Origin of the sequence: Flavobacterium sp. WC2416 (genome assembly GCF_041200095.1) — a bacterium.
In the GTDB taxonomy this organism is placed as follows: Bacteria; Bacteroidota; Bacteroidia; order Flavobacteriales; family Flavobacteriaceae; genus Flavobacterium.
In genome coordinates, this window is record NZ_CP165626.1 from 2,590,591 (window position 1) to 2,605,450 (window position 14,860).

The following is a 14,860-nucleotide window of genomic DNA, read 5'->3' on the forward strand; positions in this document are numbered from 1 at the left end:
GACGAACATGAAAATAATATTCAAAAGTGTACTATTGCTGTTCTTCTGTTTCATTAAAGGAAATGCACAGGAAGTATTATCATTAGAAGATGCTGTAAAAATAGCCTTAGAAAACAATTACGAAATTAAGATTGCCAAAAACGATTTAAAAATAGATCAAACGAATGTGACAGCAGGAAATGCGGGAATGTTACCCAAAGCCACTGCCTCTATAACGCAAAACAACAACCTGCAAAATTTGTCACAAACCCGTACTGATGGTACTTCAACCAGTTTGAATAATGCCAAAAGCAACAGTTTAAATTATGGCGTGGGTCTGGATTGGACTATTTTTGATGGCTTTAAAATGTTTGCTAGAAAAGATCAATTGCAAGAATTACAAAAACTAGGTGAAACCCAGTTGAAACTCACCATTATTACAAAAATAAGCGATGTGCAAACCGCTTATTACAATTTGGTACAGCAACAGCAACAATTGGCAGCTTTAGACACTACTATTGTTATTTCGAATCAAAGAGTGAATCTGGCCAAAAATCGGTTTACTATTGGTAAAGCATCTAAACTGGAGGTTTTAAATGCGCAGGTAGACATTAATACGGATAAAGTGACTTTGCTAAGACAACAAGAATTATATAAAAATTCTAAGATCGCACTCAATCAGCTTTTGGCTAGAGATACCCAAATTGATTTTAAAGTCGTTTCAGATTTTACGATGGAAAGCAAACTGGAATTTGCCGAATTAAAGGCATTAGCCGAAAAGCAAAACCCACAAATAGAAGCTTTAGTCATCAGTAAAAAAGTAGCTGAACTCGAATTAAAACAAGTAAAATCAGGGCGCTACCCTACTGTAAAAGTGAATACTGGTTATAATTTTGCCGAAAGTCATTCCAGTCTTGGTTTTACTACGCAATCATCGGCACGTGGATTAAATTATGGTTTTAGTGCTTCTTTGAACTTGTTTGATGGCTTTGCGCAAAAAAGAAATGAGACCATTGCCAACATTGAAATTGAAAATTCAACCCTGCAAATAGAGCAACAAAATCAAGCCTTAAACACGCAATTGGCTACTTCCTACCAAACCTATTTAACCAATTTAGAATTGATTGATTTGGAAGAGACAAATGAAGCGATTGCCAAACAAAATTTAGATATAACCTTAGATAAATTCCATATTGGTACTATTACCACACTCGAATTTAGAACGGCGCAATTGAATTATGTCAATGCTAAAGTCCGTTATAGCGATGCCCAGTTTCAGGCAAAATTATCCGAAATTGCGTTGAAAGAATTAGCGGGAGCTATCCAATTTTAAATTAGATTTGTAGCAAATCTGAGGAATAGAACATAGACATTATAAAAAGAATTCTTGAAATTAGATAAAGTAATCATCTGGTTTTCGGTAAATAACTTCTAAGTGCAATCCTCAGACTTTACGACTTTAGGACTTTTTAACTTTCGACTTACTAAAATGATTTCATACAACCCAAAAGACTGGATTACGTTTATTTTTCGTTTTCACAAAGCCGACACTTTTCGGCAGCTGATTCCCATGATGATTTTCATAGGTACCTATTCAGCTGGGATTGCCTATCTTGAAATCGAATATTGGGAATTGCCAGAAAACAGTCATGTCAAGAACATTTCTATCATGCATGGCATGCTGGGATTTGTGATTTCATTATTGCTCGTTTTCAGGACCAATACCGCTTACGATCGCTGGTGGGAAGGACGTAAAATATGGGGAAGTTTAGTAAATAACTCTCGAAATCTAGCTATAAAACTGTCCGTTATTTTACAGGAAGAATCGGACCGTGCTTTTTTCAGGAAATTAATTCCTAGCTATGCTTCTATCTTGAACAAACATTTAAAAGACGAAGAAACCAGCAAGCAACTTTTTGAAGATATCATCATCGAGCACCACAAACACAGACCCAATCAAGTCGCCAAAATTTTATTTCACAAGATCAATGACCTTTATAATTCTAAGAAAATAACGGGTGACCAACTCATTATTTTGAACCACGAGATCCAGTCTTTGACTGATATTTGTGGCGCTTGCGAAAGAATCAAGAATACGCCCATCCCCTATTCTTACAGTGCTTTTATCAAGAAATTCATTTTCTTTTACGTGATGACCTTACCATTTGGGTACGTATTTAATTTGGGGTATTATGTGATTCCTGTAGTAGTTTTCATATTCTACGTTTTGGCAAGCTTAGAGTTAATTGCCGAAGAAATCGAAGATCCTTTTGGCCATGACGACAATGATTTACCTACCAAAAAAATTGCCGAAAACATCAAGCGCCACGTCGAGGAATTGCTGTAAATTAAATACATTTTAGTTTTTTTTAGGAGCTTATCCCGTCATTCGTTGCAGTCTTTTTGTAATAAAACCCTTTTTCTAGGCTGTTGCAGGAGCTTCCTTTGGTCGCTCTGCCTCAACCAGAAAAAAGTGGTTTTCTCCCTGCAAAGCCTTTCACTACTACCGGGGCTAATAAACCTGTGCTAAATAATGACGTTTACGGTTTCCCTTAATCAAATTCATAGCGAGGAACGAAGCTATCTCACTCAAACATCGACAATAAAACTAAAAAACTATTACAACGGAAATACTAGATGAGATTGCTTCGTTCCTCGCAGTGACAAAGTGTATAAAATTCTCCTGCCTAAGTACTAAAACCGTGCAACTAGATTATCGTCATATAGATTTATAAAAAGGCAACAGCAGTCCCTATCCAGTAACATACTTATTGGAAATATCGTTTTTAATCGTATTTTCGTACCACTGAAAACACTCGTTTTCATAAGTTCTAAATTGGCTAGAGGCTGGAGTAAGTAGTTGAAAATAAATACCCATTTGGGTTAAAATCAAGTGAAATAAAGAGAAATTGAAAAAGGTAGAAAATACAGCAACAAGCTGGACTTTGTGTCCCGATTGTAGAGGTCGGGGCAAAAAAAGTCGGGGACTATCTAAGAAATTGCGAGACCGTTACCAGATAGCAATTGATCTATTTGAAAAAACAAATGGTAAAGGAGTAGCGCCTATCCCTCCAAAAGGGCACTTATATACCTGCATGAACTGCAATGGGTCTGGCTTGATTGCTTCTGACAGCCCTCCTATTGCTGATAAAGAAAACTTTCCACACGTTGCTATTATTGGTGGTGGTATAGGTGGAGTTGCTCTAGCTGTGGCTTGCTTGCACCGCGGAATCCCTTTTATCCTTTATGAACGCGATACTAACTTTGATGCTCGATCTCAGGGTTATGGACTTACATTGCAGCAAGCTAGCAAAGCGATCGAAGGATTGGGGATTTTCTCATTAAAAGAAGGGGTACTTTCAACACGACATCTCGTTCATACTCCAGAAGGAAAAGTAATTGGAGAGTGGGGAATTAGAAAACGGATGCAGAATGATGAGAAAACATCTTCGAAACGGACCAACGTACACATCGCAAGACAATCTTTGCGCTTAGCGCTCTTGGAGCAACTTGGCGGAAATGATTCGGTACAATGGGGACATCAGTTGGTCCATATTAAAGAATCAAAAGAGAGTGGTGTTCATCTCACCTTTGAGGTAAATGGAGAGAAGAAAAATGTAACAGCAGATCTTGTGGTTGGTGCCGATGGTATTCGTAGTTCCGTTAGGAAGTTGCTGATTGGTGAAAACAGTACTCCCTTGCGTTATCTAGATTGTATTGTGATTTTGGGTATTTGTCCTTTGGCGGATCTTGAAGGACTAAATAGTTCTTTGCTGGACTCGGCCACCGTATTTCAAACTGCCAATGGCCATGAACGAATTTACATGATGCCTTATAAAACAGACTCGGTAATGTGGCAATTGAGTTTCCCCATGTCAGAAAAAGAGGCGAAGGAATTAAGTTCTCAAGGACCACGAGCACTGAAGGAAGAAGCCTGTCGCAGGACGCAATGGCACGATCCTATTCCACAGATTTTAGCGGCGACTCCAGAAAGTTATGTTTCTGGCTATCCCGTGTACGACCGAAAATTACTAGAAACAGTATTATTAGAAAAGGCAGGAAATGTAACCGTGATAGGCGATGCAGCACACCCAATGAGTCCATTCAAAGGACAAGGAGCAAATCAAGCACTACTGGATGCGCTTTCTTTAGCTAAGAGAATCTATAGTGGATGTCAACCTTTTTCTCAATGGAGAAAAGTAGGATTGAGAGAAAGTGTATTAAAAGAATTCGAGTTCGAAATGCTGGAACGTTCTTCCATCAAAGTCAAAGATTCAGCCTCGGCTGCAGAGTTCCTGCATTCTGAAATAGTCCTCCATGAAGGTGATGAGCCTAGAGGCAGAATTTTAAAGAAAAAAGATAGTTAACAATTAAGCTGCTCAATATTTTAGCGGGAGACTCATTGTAGTATAAAAAACTTGAATGCATTTTAATGAAAACTAAATCTAGGATAGCTTCAATTCTAAAAGCAGATTGTTTAGACAGTACGGTTACTGGTATGCCTACTTTTTATTTGTCAGAATTAATCCTTCAAAACGACCAAGATTTCCAATTACCAACCAATGTGAGATTGGGCCATTTAGCCGAAAAAATTGTTTCTGAATTAATAAAATTGTCTACAAACTATAAGGTATTATATGAAAATTCTCAAATAATTGAAGACCAAAAAACCATAGGCGAAATTGATTTTATAGTAGAGAACAGCATAGATAAGAAGTTAATTCACATGGAATTAGCTTATAAATTTTATTTGCTTGATCCAAGCATTTCTTCGGAATTCATAAACAACTGGATTGGTCCCAACAGAAACGATTCTTTACACCAAAAATTAGATAAATTAAAAAGTAAACAATTCCCTCTATTATACCATAGCTGTGCAAAATCAAAATTTAGCACCATTGACATAAACACTATTTCGCAAGCTTTATGCTTGCTAGTGAGTTTGTTTATTCCTTATGAATTTAACACAAAACTACCCCCTGCCTATCAGAAAGCAGTAAAAGGATATTACTTCAATTTAGAGACTTTCAATAGCATTGACAATCCAGAAAAACAATATTATTTACCATCAAAAAAGGAATGGGGAATAAATCCTTCTGAAAATGAAATTTGGAATGATTATAAAGGCATCGAAAATCAAATGAATACATGCCTAAAGGAAAAACAATCGGTATTGTGCTGGCAAAAATATAAGGAAGACTATTTGTCTTTTTTTATTGTTTGGTGGTAGTTTGTATAAATTATTCCAATGCCACGGTACTTAAAAGCAACAATAATATTAAAAAAGGCAGGACTAAAAATAACAATATTCCTATCTTTGGGACATTTCCAAATATAATTGAAATGCATGTCCTTTCGATTAAATAAAACAATAACAAATGAGATTTAAAGGAGTAATTTTTGATTTAGATGGAACATTAGTTAATTCACTTGAAGACATTGCTGATGCGATGAATAATGTGCTACAAAGCCTAGACTTCGCTACTCATAGTTATGACGATTATCAATATTTTATAGGTAGTGGTCTCCGCAATTTGGTTAGTAAAGCCATGCCCGAGAACCATAAGGATGAGAACCAAATTGATTGTTGTTACCAACTGATGGTAAAGGAATATCGTACTATTTGTACGCGTAAAACAAAACAGTATGATGGTGTTTTTGAATTACTGGATCAACTGATTGAGCGTAGAATTAAACTGAGTATTTTTTCAAATAAAGCTGAGGATTTGACTCAAGAAATCACTACCGCCCTATTTCCTAATTATTTTAATCCAGTTATAGGTTTAACAACGGAGCCTCTTAAAAAACCCAATCCATTTAAAGCTACAGCAATAAGCCAAAATTTAGAACTGAAACCCGAAGAAATTATTTTTGTAGGCGATTCAGGAATAGATATGCAAACAGCTACTAATGCTAATATGTATGCCGTAGGTGTATCTTGGGGCTATAGACCAAAAGAAGAATTGCTATCTAATGGTGCTAAAAAAGTTTTAGATCATCCCTTAGATTTAATTTCGATTTTATAAGATGTATTGCTTTTCAATATTATACTTCCTTTACACAAAAAATAGTCCACAGCTCCACTTTAATTGATTTGAACAAATAAACGCATTTTAACCACATCTAAAGTTAAGGAGACTTTAGACAAACTGCTATAAAAACATCTTGTTACATTTTTAGAATAAATGGAATTCATGTACCTTGCTACTCTATTCAAAAATGAAATTATGGAAGTCAATAAAATGCTTAATTATATAAAAGAAGTTTTAAAAAACAAACCTGCTGGCTGGTTGAATATCACAACCCATCGACTAGATATTTATGATGAAAAATTGGCTAAAACTCAATTTTTAGACCAATTTGAAACCTTATTTAATAACAATAATGCAACATCAGCAGCACTAAGTGAATTACCTACTGCTTACGACTATATTCGGTTAGGTCACCCCTTATCTTGTGTTCTAGAATGGGCAATGGCTAAGTTGAAACAGCTAAAGCCAGAAAATACAATTAGTTTTTCATCAAAGACAGTTCCTGTTTTGGCCATTCTAAGAAAAAATGCATTAGACCATAAAAACACTCAAATTCTTTATACTGGGAAATTACCCGCTTTTTTTGATGCGGAAGTTCTAAAACACGTTTATGGATATCAATTTGATTTAAAACATGTTGAAAACTCCGAGACGATTCCAGTCTTTGAAGGAAGTACTATTTTCGTTTCAGAACAGGATGAAATGAATGCTATTGATCTCAATCCAAATATTGATTTTTATATCAATCTTTATGCTGACCTTGGAAGTATATTAGTAGTGAACAAGGGAAATGAACCTTATATCTCAGACATTCAGCATGTAAGACGAAGAGAGACCATCTCCATGACACCTGCCAATTGTCTTACTGCTTTACAATTGCTAGTAGATAAATCCGCTTTAGATACTACAAAAAGTAATGTCGAGACAAATAAACCATTAGTCTTACATTCAATTAGAGAAATTACTGGTACATCTACTAAACCATTAGTTGCTTCTAGTGGACTATCAATTCAATATGCGATTTTGATGGGGCTTATTGACGATGCGCTAGAAAAACACAAAGGAAAAGCGATTAAAATTATCGTTCCTCCCAATTGTTATGGTGGAACCAATGACCAAGCTAGACGGGTTGCTGCAAGTGTTGCTAATGTAGAAATTGTGGATTTAGCTGTTGATGGTGGTAACGATATGGTTCAAAGCATTGATTCTGTTTTAGCAAAAATGGCTAACGAGGATGCTGTACCATATATCATTGCTGAAATTCCAACAAACCCAAGAGTAGAAGTACCAGATTTAATGCAGTTAAAAGCTGTTTTAAGTAAAGCACGTACCACTGCTAATGGTGCAATGGCGATCGATCCTGTTTTTATTTTAGATCAAACTTTTTGCCCTAACGTTCACTTTTTGGGTGAAGGCGAAGTACTATCAGCGGTTAGAACTATTTCATTTGCAAGTGGATCAAAATTTCCAAGTGGCGGGCAATGTACTGCTGGCTACTGTGTAGGAAATAAAAAAACAGAAGCTTTGATGGAGAAAATAGAAAAGCACTTACTCCTTTGCGATAACGAAGCTACAGCACTACAATATGAAATATTAGCAAAACAATTACCATCGATGAATCAAAGGATTACTGATGCTTATATCAATACCCGTGAATTTGTAAACTTTATCCATGAAGTATTACCAGCTGCGAAAATCAATTTTGTTTCAGAAGAATTAGCACAACAAGGATTTACACCTTCTGTTTTTTCGTTAGACCTTCCTACTAAAGGGAATACGGATGAGGAAAGAGAAGCGAATAAAAGAGCCTTGAATCTTAAACTTATTAACTTAATGATTACTAAAATTCCTAATGAAAGTAAGTTTTGCGTGAGTTATGGACAGTTAAAAGGCTGTTACTGGACGATACCTGCAACTTCTACTCAAGGAACGACTAAAGAAGGAGACAAAGATTATATTGTTCGTGCCTCCCTTTCTCCAAATATGGATTTGGAATTGCACAAAAAAGTATTTTTGGATTTTGTTAAAACAATTTAAATATTTTGGGAGGCTTAATAGCCTCCTTTTTTTATCAATTAATACATTTACAAATTAGTTAAGTAAAGTCACTTAACAACTTGTAAATAAAGCATATATAGTTATTAAATTAATTATTTATACCATTTCGCTCTCTGTGGGAAGACGAGATTGTAGAAAACACAATTACTTAAAATAATTAGTGACGTCTTTTTTATAGTTCTATTGAAAAAGATGCGTTCTCCCCTAGCCCTGATGGTAGCGGCATCTCCCGATATAGAAAAATAAGGCTTTTTAGCCGTAGTTTTTGTAATCGGGAATATAGCGTACAGCAGGAATTGACGCTCTTAAATGTTGATTCGTTTTGCTCCAAAAAACACTAGGATTAAAGGTTATTATTATTATTGTATTCATTAAATCATAATTATATTCTTTTTAACAAAAAAGCATTTCGTTAATACATTTATTTTCAGTAAGTTTATAAATCCTGATTACAAACGCTAACAATGAATCGTACCTACATTACTCCTCCTCATTTATCGAATGAAAAATCACTAAAAACCTTAGTAGAGAACAGAACGGTTTACAATTTAAATCATTGTGAATTGAATCTTTTTGAGACGTATAAAGCATCCGAATTGGTTCCTTTGAAATTTAATGATTTAGTGGTGACGAGTATGTTGAGAGGTAAAAAAGTAATGCATCTTTTTGACGATCCAGGTTTTGAATATTTACCTGGAGAAACGGTAATGATTCCTTCGAATGTAGAAATGAAAATTGATTTTCCTGAGGCTTCAATACATAATCCTACACAATGTTTAGCACTGGCAATTGATCAACAAAAAATTACAGATACTTTGGATTTCTTGAACGAGCGTTATCCTAAGGAGGGAAACAAGCAGTTTTGGCATTTAAATTATCAAAATTACTATTTCTATAATAACATAGAACTGGCGACAACCATCAATAAATTAATCAAGGAATGCATGAGTACATCAGTAACGAAAGATGTTTTGGCCGACTTGACTTTACAAGAATTGTTGATTCGAATTATTCAAACCCAAACGGCAAAATCCATTGATGATGGTTTATATGCTGATCCAAACTCTCCGATAACTCCCGTAATCGACTACATCCGATTGAATTTAAGAGAGAACATCAGTCTTAAAAATTTAAGCGAAAAAGCCTGCATGAGCACCACTTCATTCTATCGTTTCTTTAAAAAAGAGTTAGGAATGAGTCCGATTGAATTTGTTATCAATGAAAAAATTCGTTGTGCTAAGAAATTACTAAAAAATCCAAGCATACAAATTAATGAAGTTTGCCATTTATCGGGTTTTGAAGACAGCAATTACTTCATTAGATTGTTTAAAAAACACGAAGGAATTACCCCTAAACAATACCAGTTATTGTATGTAAATTAATTTATTCAATATATTTTACGGGTTCTAAAGTGAGTTCTTCTTCAGGAGTAAAAATCCGATATTCAATTTGAAAGGTTTTCTTCAAAGGTGTTTCTAGTGAAAATCCACCTACTCCAAATGCATCAATTACTTTTAAAGTAAAATGCGCATGTTTCCAGTATTCAAATAAATCTTTATCTACCCAGAATTCGGTTTCTTCAATGGTTCCAATACATACGTCGCCCATTCTTTGATAAAAACCTCCTTTTTCAAAACACTGTGGTTGCGTTCCTTCACAACAGCCACCTGCTTGATAAAACATTAAATCACCATGTTTTTCTTTGAGTATTTTGATTAATTCTATCGCGTTTTCTGTGGCATCAATTCTTTTTATCATTTTTCTATATTTAAAATAAAACCTGACAAATCATACAATCTGTCAGGTTTATCATTAACAATAATCTCAATCTACTAAAAGAAACCTAATTTCTTTTTATCGTAAGAAATCAGCATATTTTTTGTTTGACGGTAATGACCTAACATCATTTTATGGTTTTCACGTCCAATGCCTGATTGTTTGTATCCTCCAAAAGGAGCGCCTGCTGGATAAGAATGGTATTGATTGATCCAAACACGACCCGCTTGAATGGCTCTTGGTACTTGATAAATTTCATGTGCATCACGTGTCCAAACTCCTGCACCTAATCCATACATAGTATCATTTGCAATAGCGATAGCTTCCTCAGTTGTTTTGAAAGTAGTAACGGCTAATACTGGTCCGAAAATTTCTTCTTGAAAAATCCTCATTTTATTATTTCCTTTAAAAAGTGTTGGCTGAATGTAATATCCACCTTCTAGGTCACCTCCAAAATGATTGGCATCCCCACCTATTAATAACTCGGCACCTTCTTCTTTACCTAGTTTTATATAAGACATGATTTTTTCTTTTTGAACCAATGAAGCTTGTGCTCCCATCATAGTCGTTCTATCTAGTGGATTACCTACTTTGATTGCTGCCGTTCTTTCAATTACTCTAGCTATGAATTTTTCATAAATATCTTCATGCACTAATAATCGAGAAGGACAAGTACAAATTTCTCCTTGATTTAAAGCAAACATTACTGCACCTTCAACCGCTTTGTCAAAGAAATCATCATCAGCATCACCTACTGATTTCATAAAAATATTAGGAGACTTCCCTCCTAGTTCCAGCGTTACTGGAATTATATTTTCAGTAGCGTATTGCATTACTAAACGTCCTGTCGTTGTAGATCCTGTAAAAGCAGCTTTAGATACTTTTTTATTAGTTACCAAGGCTCTACCTAGCTCAGCACCAAAACCATTTACTATATTAATCACTCCTGGAGGTAATATATCCCCTATCAATTCCATTAATACAAGTATTGAAATTGGTGTACTTTCAGCAGGTTTTAAAACTACTGTATTTCCAGCAGCCAATGCTGGAGCTAATTTCCAAACGGCCATTAAAATTGGAAAATTCCAAGGTATAATTTGTGCTATTACTCCTAATGGTTCACTTAATGCAATTGAAACTGTTTGTGAATCCAGTTCGGCTATCGAACTTTCCTCAGCTCTAATTACTCCTGCAAAATACCTGAAATGGTCAATTGCCAAAGGAATATCGGCAGCTAATGTTTCGCGAATCGCTTTACCGTTGTCAACCGTTTCTACTGTAGCAATATATTCTAAGTTATCTTCTATTACTTGAGCAATTTTATTTAATAAATTACTACGTTCCGTCACAGAGGTTTTACCCCAAGTTTGAAACGCTTCATGTGCTGCATCCACAGCTACATCCAAATCTGCTTTGGTTGAATGTGCTGCTCTAGTAAATACTTTTCCATCAATAGGAGAAACTACATCAAAATATTGACCTCCGATTGGTGCTACAAATTTTCCTCCAATGTAATTATCATAAGTTGCCTTAAATTCAGGTCTTTTTGCTATGTTGCTCATACTATATCGATTTTAATTTTATCAAATTTACCTTTACCATTTCTATTTATGTAGCATTATTCATTCAGTTAATAGCATAAAATTTACATATTCGTTTATTTAACATAATATTAATAATTTATTCGTAAATAATTTAGATTAAAATTACACTATTTCTATTTTAAAGTCATTATAGACATTAAAATAATGTACCAAAAAACCAAAAAAATTGTTTCTTACTACAAACTGCAATCCTTATATTTGCAACCTTATTAAAAATGACAGATGAAAATATCTTACAACTGGTTAAAACAGTTCCTTAAAACAGATTGGAATTCCGAAGAAACAGCAGCTTTACTTACTGATCTAGGTTTAGAAGTAGAAGTAGTTGAAAAATACCAATCCGTAAAAGGAGGTTTAGAAGGTATTGTAGTAGGGCATGTACTTACTTGTGTTCCCCATCCAGATGCTGACAGACTAAAATTAACAACAGTTGATCTTGGAACTGGCACACCTATACAAATAGTATGTGGAGCTGCTAATGTAGATGCTGGGCAAAAAGTACCCGTTGCAACTATAGGAACCGTTTTATATGACAAAGAAGGAGCTGCTTTTACTATTAAAAAAGGGAAGATACGCGGACAAGAAAGTCATGGAATGATATGTGCCGAAGATGAATTAGGCCTTGGAACAAGCCATGATGGAATCATGATTCTTGATGCGTCTTTAGTTCCTGGAACAAAAGCATCTGAAGTTTTTAAAATAGAAAATGATGAAGTATTCGAAATTGGATTAACGCCCAATCGTGCGGATGCGATGAGTCATTTAGGTACGGCCAGAGATTTAAGAGCTGGATTATTACAAAGTGGTGTAAACGTTGAATTGATTACGCCTTCTGTTAGTAATTTTAGAGTGGACATGAGAACCTTAAAAATAGATACTATTATTGAAGAGACAACATTAGCTCCTAGATATTGTGGTGTGACTATTTCTGGAATTACAGTAAAACCATCACCTAGTTGGTTGCAAGATCGTTTAAAAGCGATTGGAATCAATCCAAAAAATAATATTGTCGATGTTACTAATTATGTTTTACATGAATTGGGACAACCGCTTCACGCTTTTGATGCATCAAAAATAAACGGGAAAATTATTGTAAAAACAGTACCTGCAGGAACCAAGTTTACAACTCTTGATGATGTAGAAAGAACGTTACATGAGGAAGATTTAATGATTTGTGACGAAAAAGGACCTTTGTGTATTGCAGGAGTTTTTGGAGGGAAAAATTCAGGAGTATCTGAACATACTACTTCTATTTTCTTAGAAAGTGCTTATTTCAATCCTGTTAGTATTCGAAAAACAGCCAAAAGACATCAATTGAATACCGATGCTTCTTTTAGATTTGAAAGAGGAATCGACCCAACCATTACGGCATATGCCTTAAAACGCGCTGCTATTTTAATTCAAGAAATGGCAGGTGGAGAAATCACATCGGATGTAAGTGATGTATATCAAAAGAAAATTGAAGATTTTTCAGTGTTTCTAAATTTTGCTAATGTGGCAAAAATTATTGGTCAAGAAATTCCAAAAGATACAATTAAACAAATTTTAGTTTCTCTAGAAATAAAAGTAAATAGCGTTTCAGAGGCAGGATTAGGATTAACAATTCCTTCTTACCGTGTAGATGTACAAAGAGAAATTGACGTTATTGAAGAAATTCTTAGAGTGTATGGATACAATAACATTAGCTTTTCTAAAAAATTCAATGCCACTGTTTCTAATTCACCAAGAAATGAAGATTATAAATTACAAAATATAATTGCTACACAATTAAATTCTCAAGGATTTAATGAAATGATGGCCAACTCATTGACAACTGCGTATTATGTTCAACTTTCGGATATGTTGAAAGAAGAATACAATGTGACTATGTTGAATCCATTGAGTAATGATTTAGCTACTTTAAGACAATCATTATTGTTTTCTGGATTAGAAGCTTTATCATACAATATCAATCGTAAAAATAGTGATTTAAAACTTTTTGAATTTGGAAAAACATACCATAAATTCCTTTCTGGATTTGAAGAACACAAGCATTTAACTTTATTTCTTACAGGAAATAGAAATCAAGAAAGCTGGACAAGTGCTCAAAAACCATCTGATTTCTTTTTATTTAAAGGATACGTAGATGCAATTCTTGCCCGATTTGGAATACAAAAGACACAAAACAGCCCAGTAACATCAGATGTATTCTCAGAAGGAATAGCAATAGGAACTGGACACAATGCTTTGGTTGAATTTGGAGTAGTTAAAAAATCAATACTAAAACATTTTGGCATTAAACAGGAAGTGTTTTATGCTGATTTTAATTGGGATGTAATTATAAAAATGATTTCAAGTAAAATCAAATTTGTTGAAATTCCAAAATATCCTGAAGTTCGAAGAGACTTAGCTTTACTAATTGATCAAAGTGTTACTTATGATAACATTTATGCTATTGCTAGAAAAACAGAAAAAACACTTTTAAAAGACATTAATTTATTTGATGTTTACGAAGGGCAAAATCTTCCAGAAGGTAAAAAATCCTATGCTTTAAGCTTTATCATTCAAGATAGTACAAAAACATTGACTGATGCACAAATTGATAAAATCATGGGCAAACTGCAACATAATTTTGAATCTGAACTTGGAGCAATCTTAAGATAAGTTAAACTATTTGTAAAATAAAAATCCCAATTCTAAAAATAGAATTGGGATTTTTTTTAATTGAAAAAGTCTTGACTAAATCAAGACTTTTCAATTAAAAAACCAACCTTTTAAGATCAATTAGTTTTTAGGCAATAAAACCGCATCTACAACGTGAATTACACCATTTGATTGATTAACATCAGCAATTGTAACTTGAGACATACCTCCTTTTTCATCAGTGATGTATAATTTTTTACCTTTCATCCAAGCAGTCAATGTACCACCACTAACGGTTTTCAACATGGCTTTACCATGACCTTTCTTAATCGCCATAGCAATATCTGAAGAATTCATTTTTCCTGCAACTACATGATACGTAAGTATCGTTTGCAACATTTTTTTATTCTCTGGTTTCAATAGCGTTTCTACAGTACCCATTGGCAATTTAGCAAATGCTTCGTTTGTTGGTGCAAAAACAGTAAACGGTCCTTTTCCTTGTAGCGTTTCAACAAGATCTGCTGCTTTTACTGCGGCAACTAATGTAGTATGGTCTTTAGAATTAACTGCATTTTCGATAATATTTTTCGAAGGATACATAGCTGCTCCACCAACCATAACTGTTTTTTGAGCGAAAGATGTTGCTCCAAATACTAATGCAAATAATGCTACTGATAAAAATTTTCTAGTTTTCATAAATCTATTTATTAAGTTATATAAAAGCATTTACGCTAAGAAAACGGATATGGTTTTAAAAAAAAATATTTTTTTTTAAACACCATCTAATCA

At 34.3% G+C, this 14,860-nt stretch carries 11 protein-coding genes; 8 read left to right on the forward strand and 3 right to left on the reverse strand.

Annotated elements, in window-relative coordinates; genetic code table 11:
* The first annotated feature begins 7 nt into the window (after positions 1–7).
* The 7 genes from AB3G39_RS11015 to AB3G39_RS11045 all read left to right on the forward strand — a co-directional run bounded on the left by AB3G39_RS11015 (position 8) and on the right by AB3G39_RS11045 (position 9,451).
* The gene (locus AB3G39_RS11015; protein ID WP_367769609.1) at positions 8–1,312 is read left to right on the forward strand and encodes a TolC family protein; all 1,305 of its coding nucleotides are present in this window, start codon (positions 8–10) and stop codon (positions 1,310–1,312) included.
* A 156-nt stretch (positions 1,313–1,468) separates the two neighbouring features.
* Positions 1,469–2,326 (forward strand): bestrophin family protein, encoded by an 858-nt coding sequence (locus AB3G39_RS11020; RefSeq protein WP_367752828.1) that lies wholly within the window; start codon positions 1,469–1,471, stop codon positions 2,324–2,326.
* A 562-nt stretch (positions 2,327–2,888) separates the two neighbouring features.
* Complete coding sequence (locus AB3G39_RS11025; protein WP_369765158.1) at positions 2,889–4,346, forward strand: FAD-dependent oxidoreductase; 1,458 nt, start codon at positions 2,889–2,891, stop codon at positions 4,344–4,346.
* Between the two features lie 65 nt (positions 4,347–4,411).
* Positions 4,412–5,209 carry a DUF1853 family protein gene (locus tag AB3G39_RS11030; RefSeq protein ID WP_369765159.1) on the forward strand — a complete coding sequence of 266 codons (798 nt, stop codon included), beginning with the start codon at positions 4,412–4,414 and terminating at the stop codon, positions 5,207–5,209.
* Positions 5,210–5,357: 148 nt separating this feature from the next.
* Positions 5,358–6,005 (forward strand): HAD family hydrolase, encoded by a 648-nt coding sequence (locus AB3G39_RS11035; protein ID WP_369765160.1) that lies wholly within the window; start codon positions 5,358–5,360, stop codon positions 6,003–6,005.
* Positions 6,006–6,206: 201 nt separating this feature from the next.
* Entirely contained in the window at positions 6,207–8,048 is a 1,842-nt protein-coding gene (locus AB3G39_RS11040) for a cystathionine beta-synthase (RefSeq protein WP_369765161.1), read from the forward strand.
* Positions 8,049–8,533: 485 nt separating this feature from the next.
* Entirely contained in the window at positions 8,534–9,451 is a 918-nt protein-coding gene (locus tag AB3G39_RS11045; RefSeq protein WP_369765163.1) for an AraC family transcriptional regulator N-terminal domain-containing protein, read from the forward strand.
* A 1-nt stretch (position 9,452) separates the two neighbouring features.
* On the opposite strand, the gene AB3G39_RS11050 is transcribed toward AB3G39_RS11045, so the two are convergent.
* Together AB3G39_RS11050 and AB3G39_RS11055 are read right to left on the reverse strand one after the other, a co-directional pair.
* Positions 9,453–9,827 carry a DUF779 domain-containing protein gene (locus AB3G39_RS11050; protein WP_367769590.1) on the reverse strand — a complete coding sequence of 125 codons (375 nt, stop codon included), beginning with the start codon at positions 9,825–9,827 and terminating at the stop codon, positions 9,453–9,455.
* 74 nt (positions 9,828–9,901) lie between these two features.
* Positions 9,902–11,407, reverse strand: coding sequence for an aldehyde dehydrogenase family protein (locus AB3G39_RS11055; RefSeq protein ID WP_367752814.1), 1,506 nt, complete (start codon positions 11,405–11,407; stop codon positions 9,902–9,904).
* Positions 11,408–11,671: 264 nt separating this feature from the next.
* Here AB3G39_RS11055 and pheT point away from each other — a divergent pair, with 264 nt between their 5' ends.
* Positions 11,672–14,092: a phenylalanine--tRNA ligase subunit beta gene (gene pheT / locus AB3G39_RS11060; protein ID WP_369769350.1), complete on the forward strand. Its 2,421-nt coding sequence runs from the start codon at positions 11,672–11,674 to the stop codon at positions 14,090–14,092.
* A gap of 120 nt (positions 14,093–14,212) precedes the next feature.
* Here the strand turns inward: pheT and AB3G39_RS11065 are convergent, their stop codons facing one another.
* A complete protein-coding gene (locus AB3G39_RS11065) occupies positions 14,213–14,767 on the reverse strand; it encodes a fasciclin domain-containing protein (protein ID WP_367769584.1) in 555 nt (184 codons plus the stop codon).
* Positions 14,768–14,860: the final 93 nt, after the last annotated feature.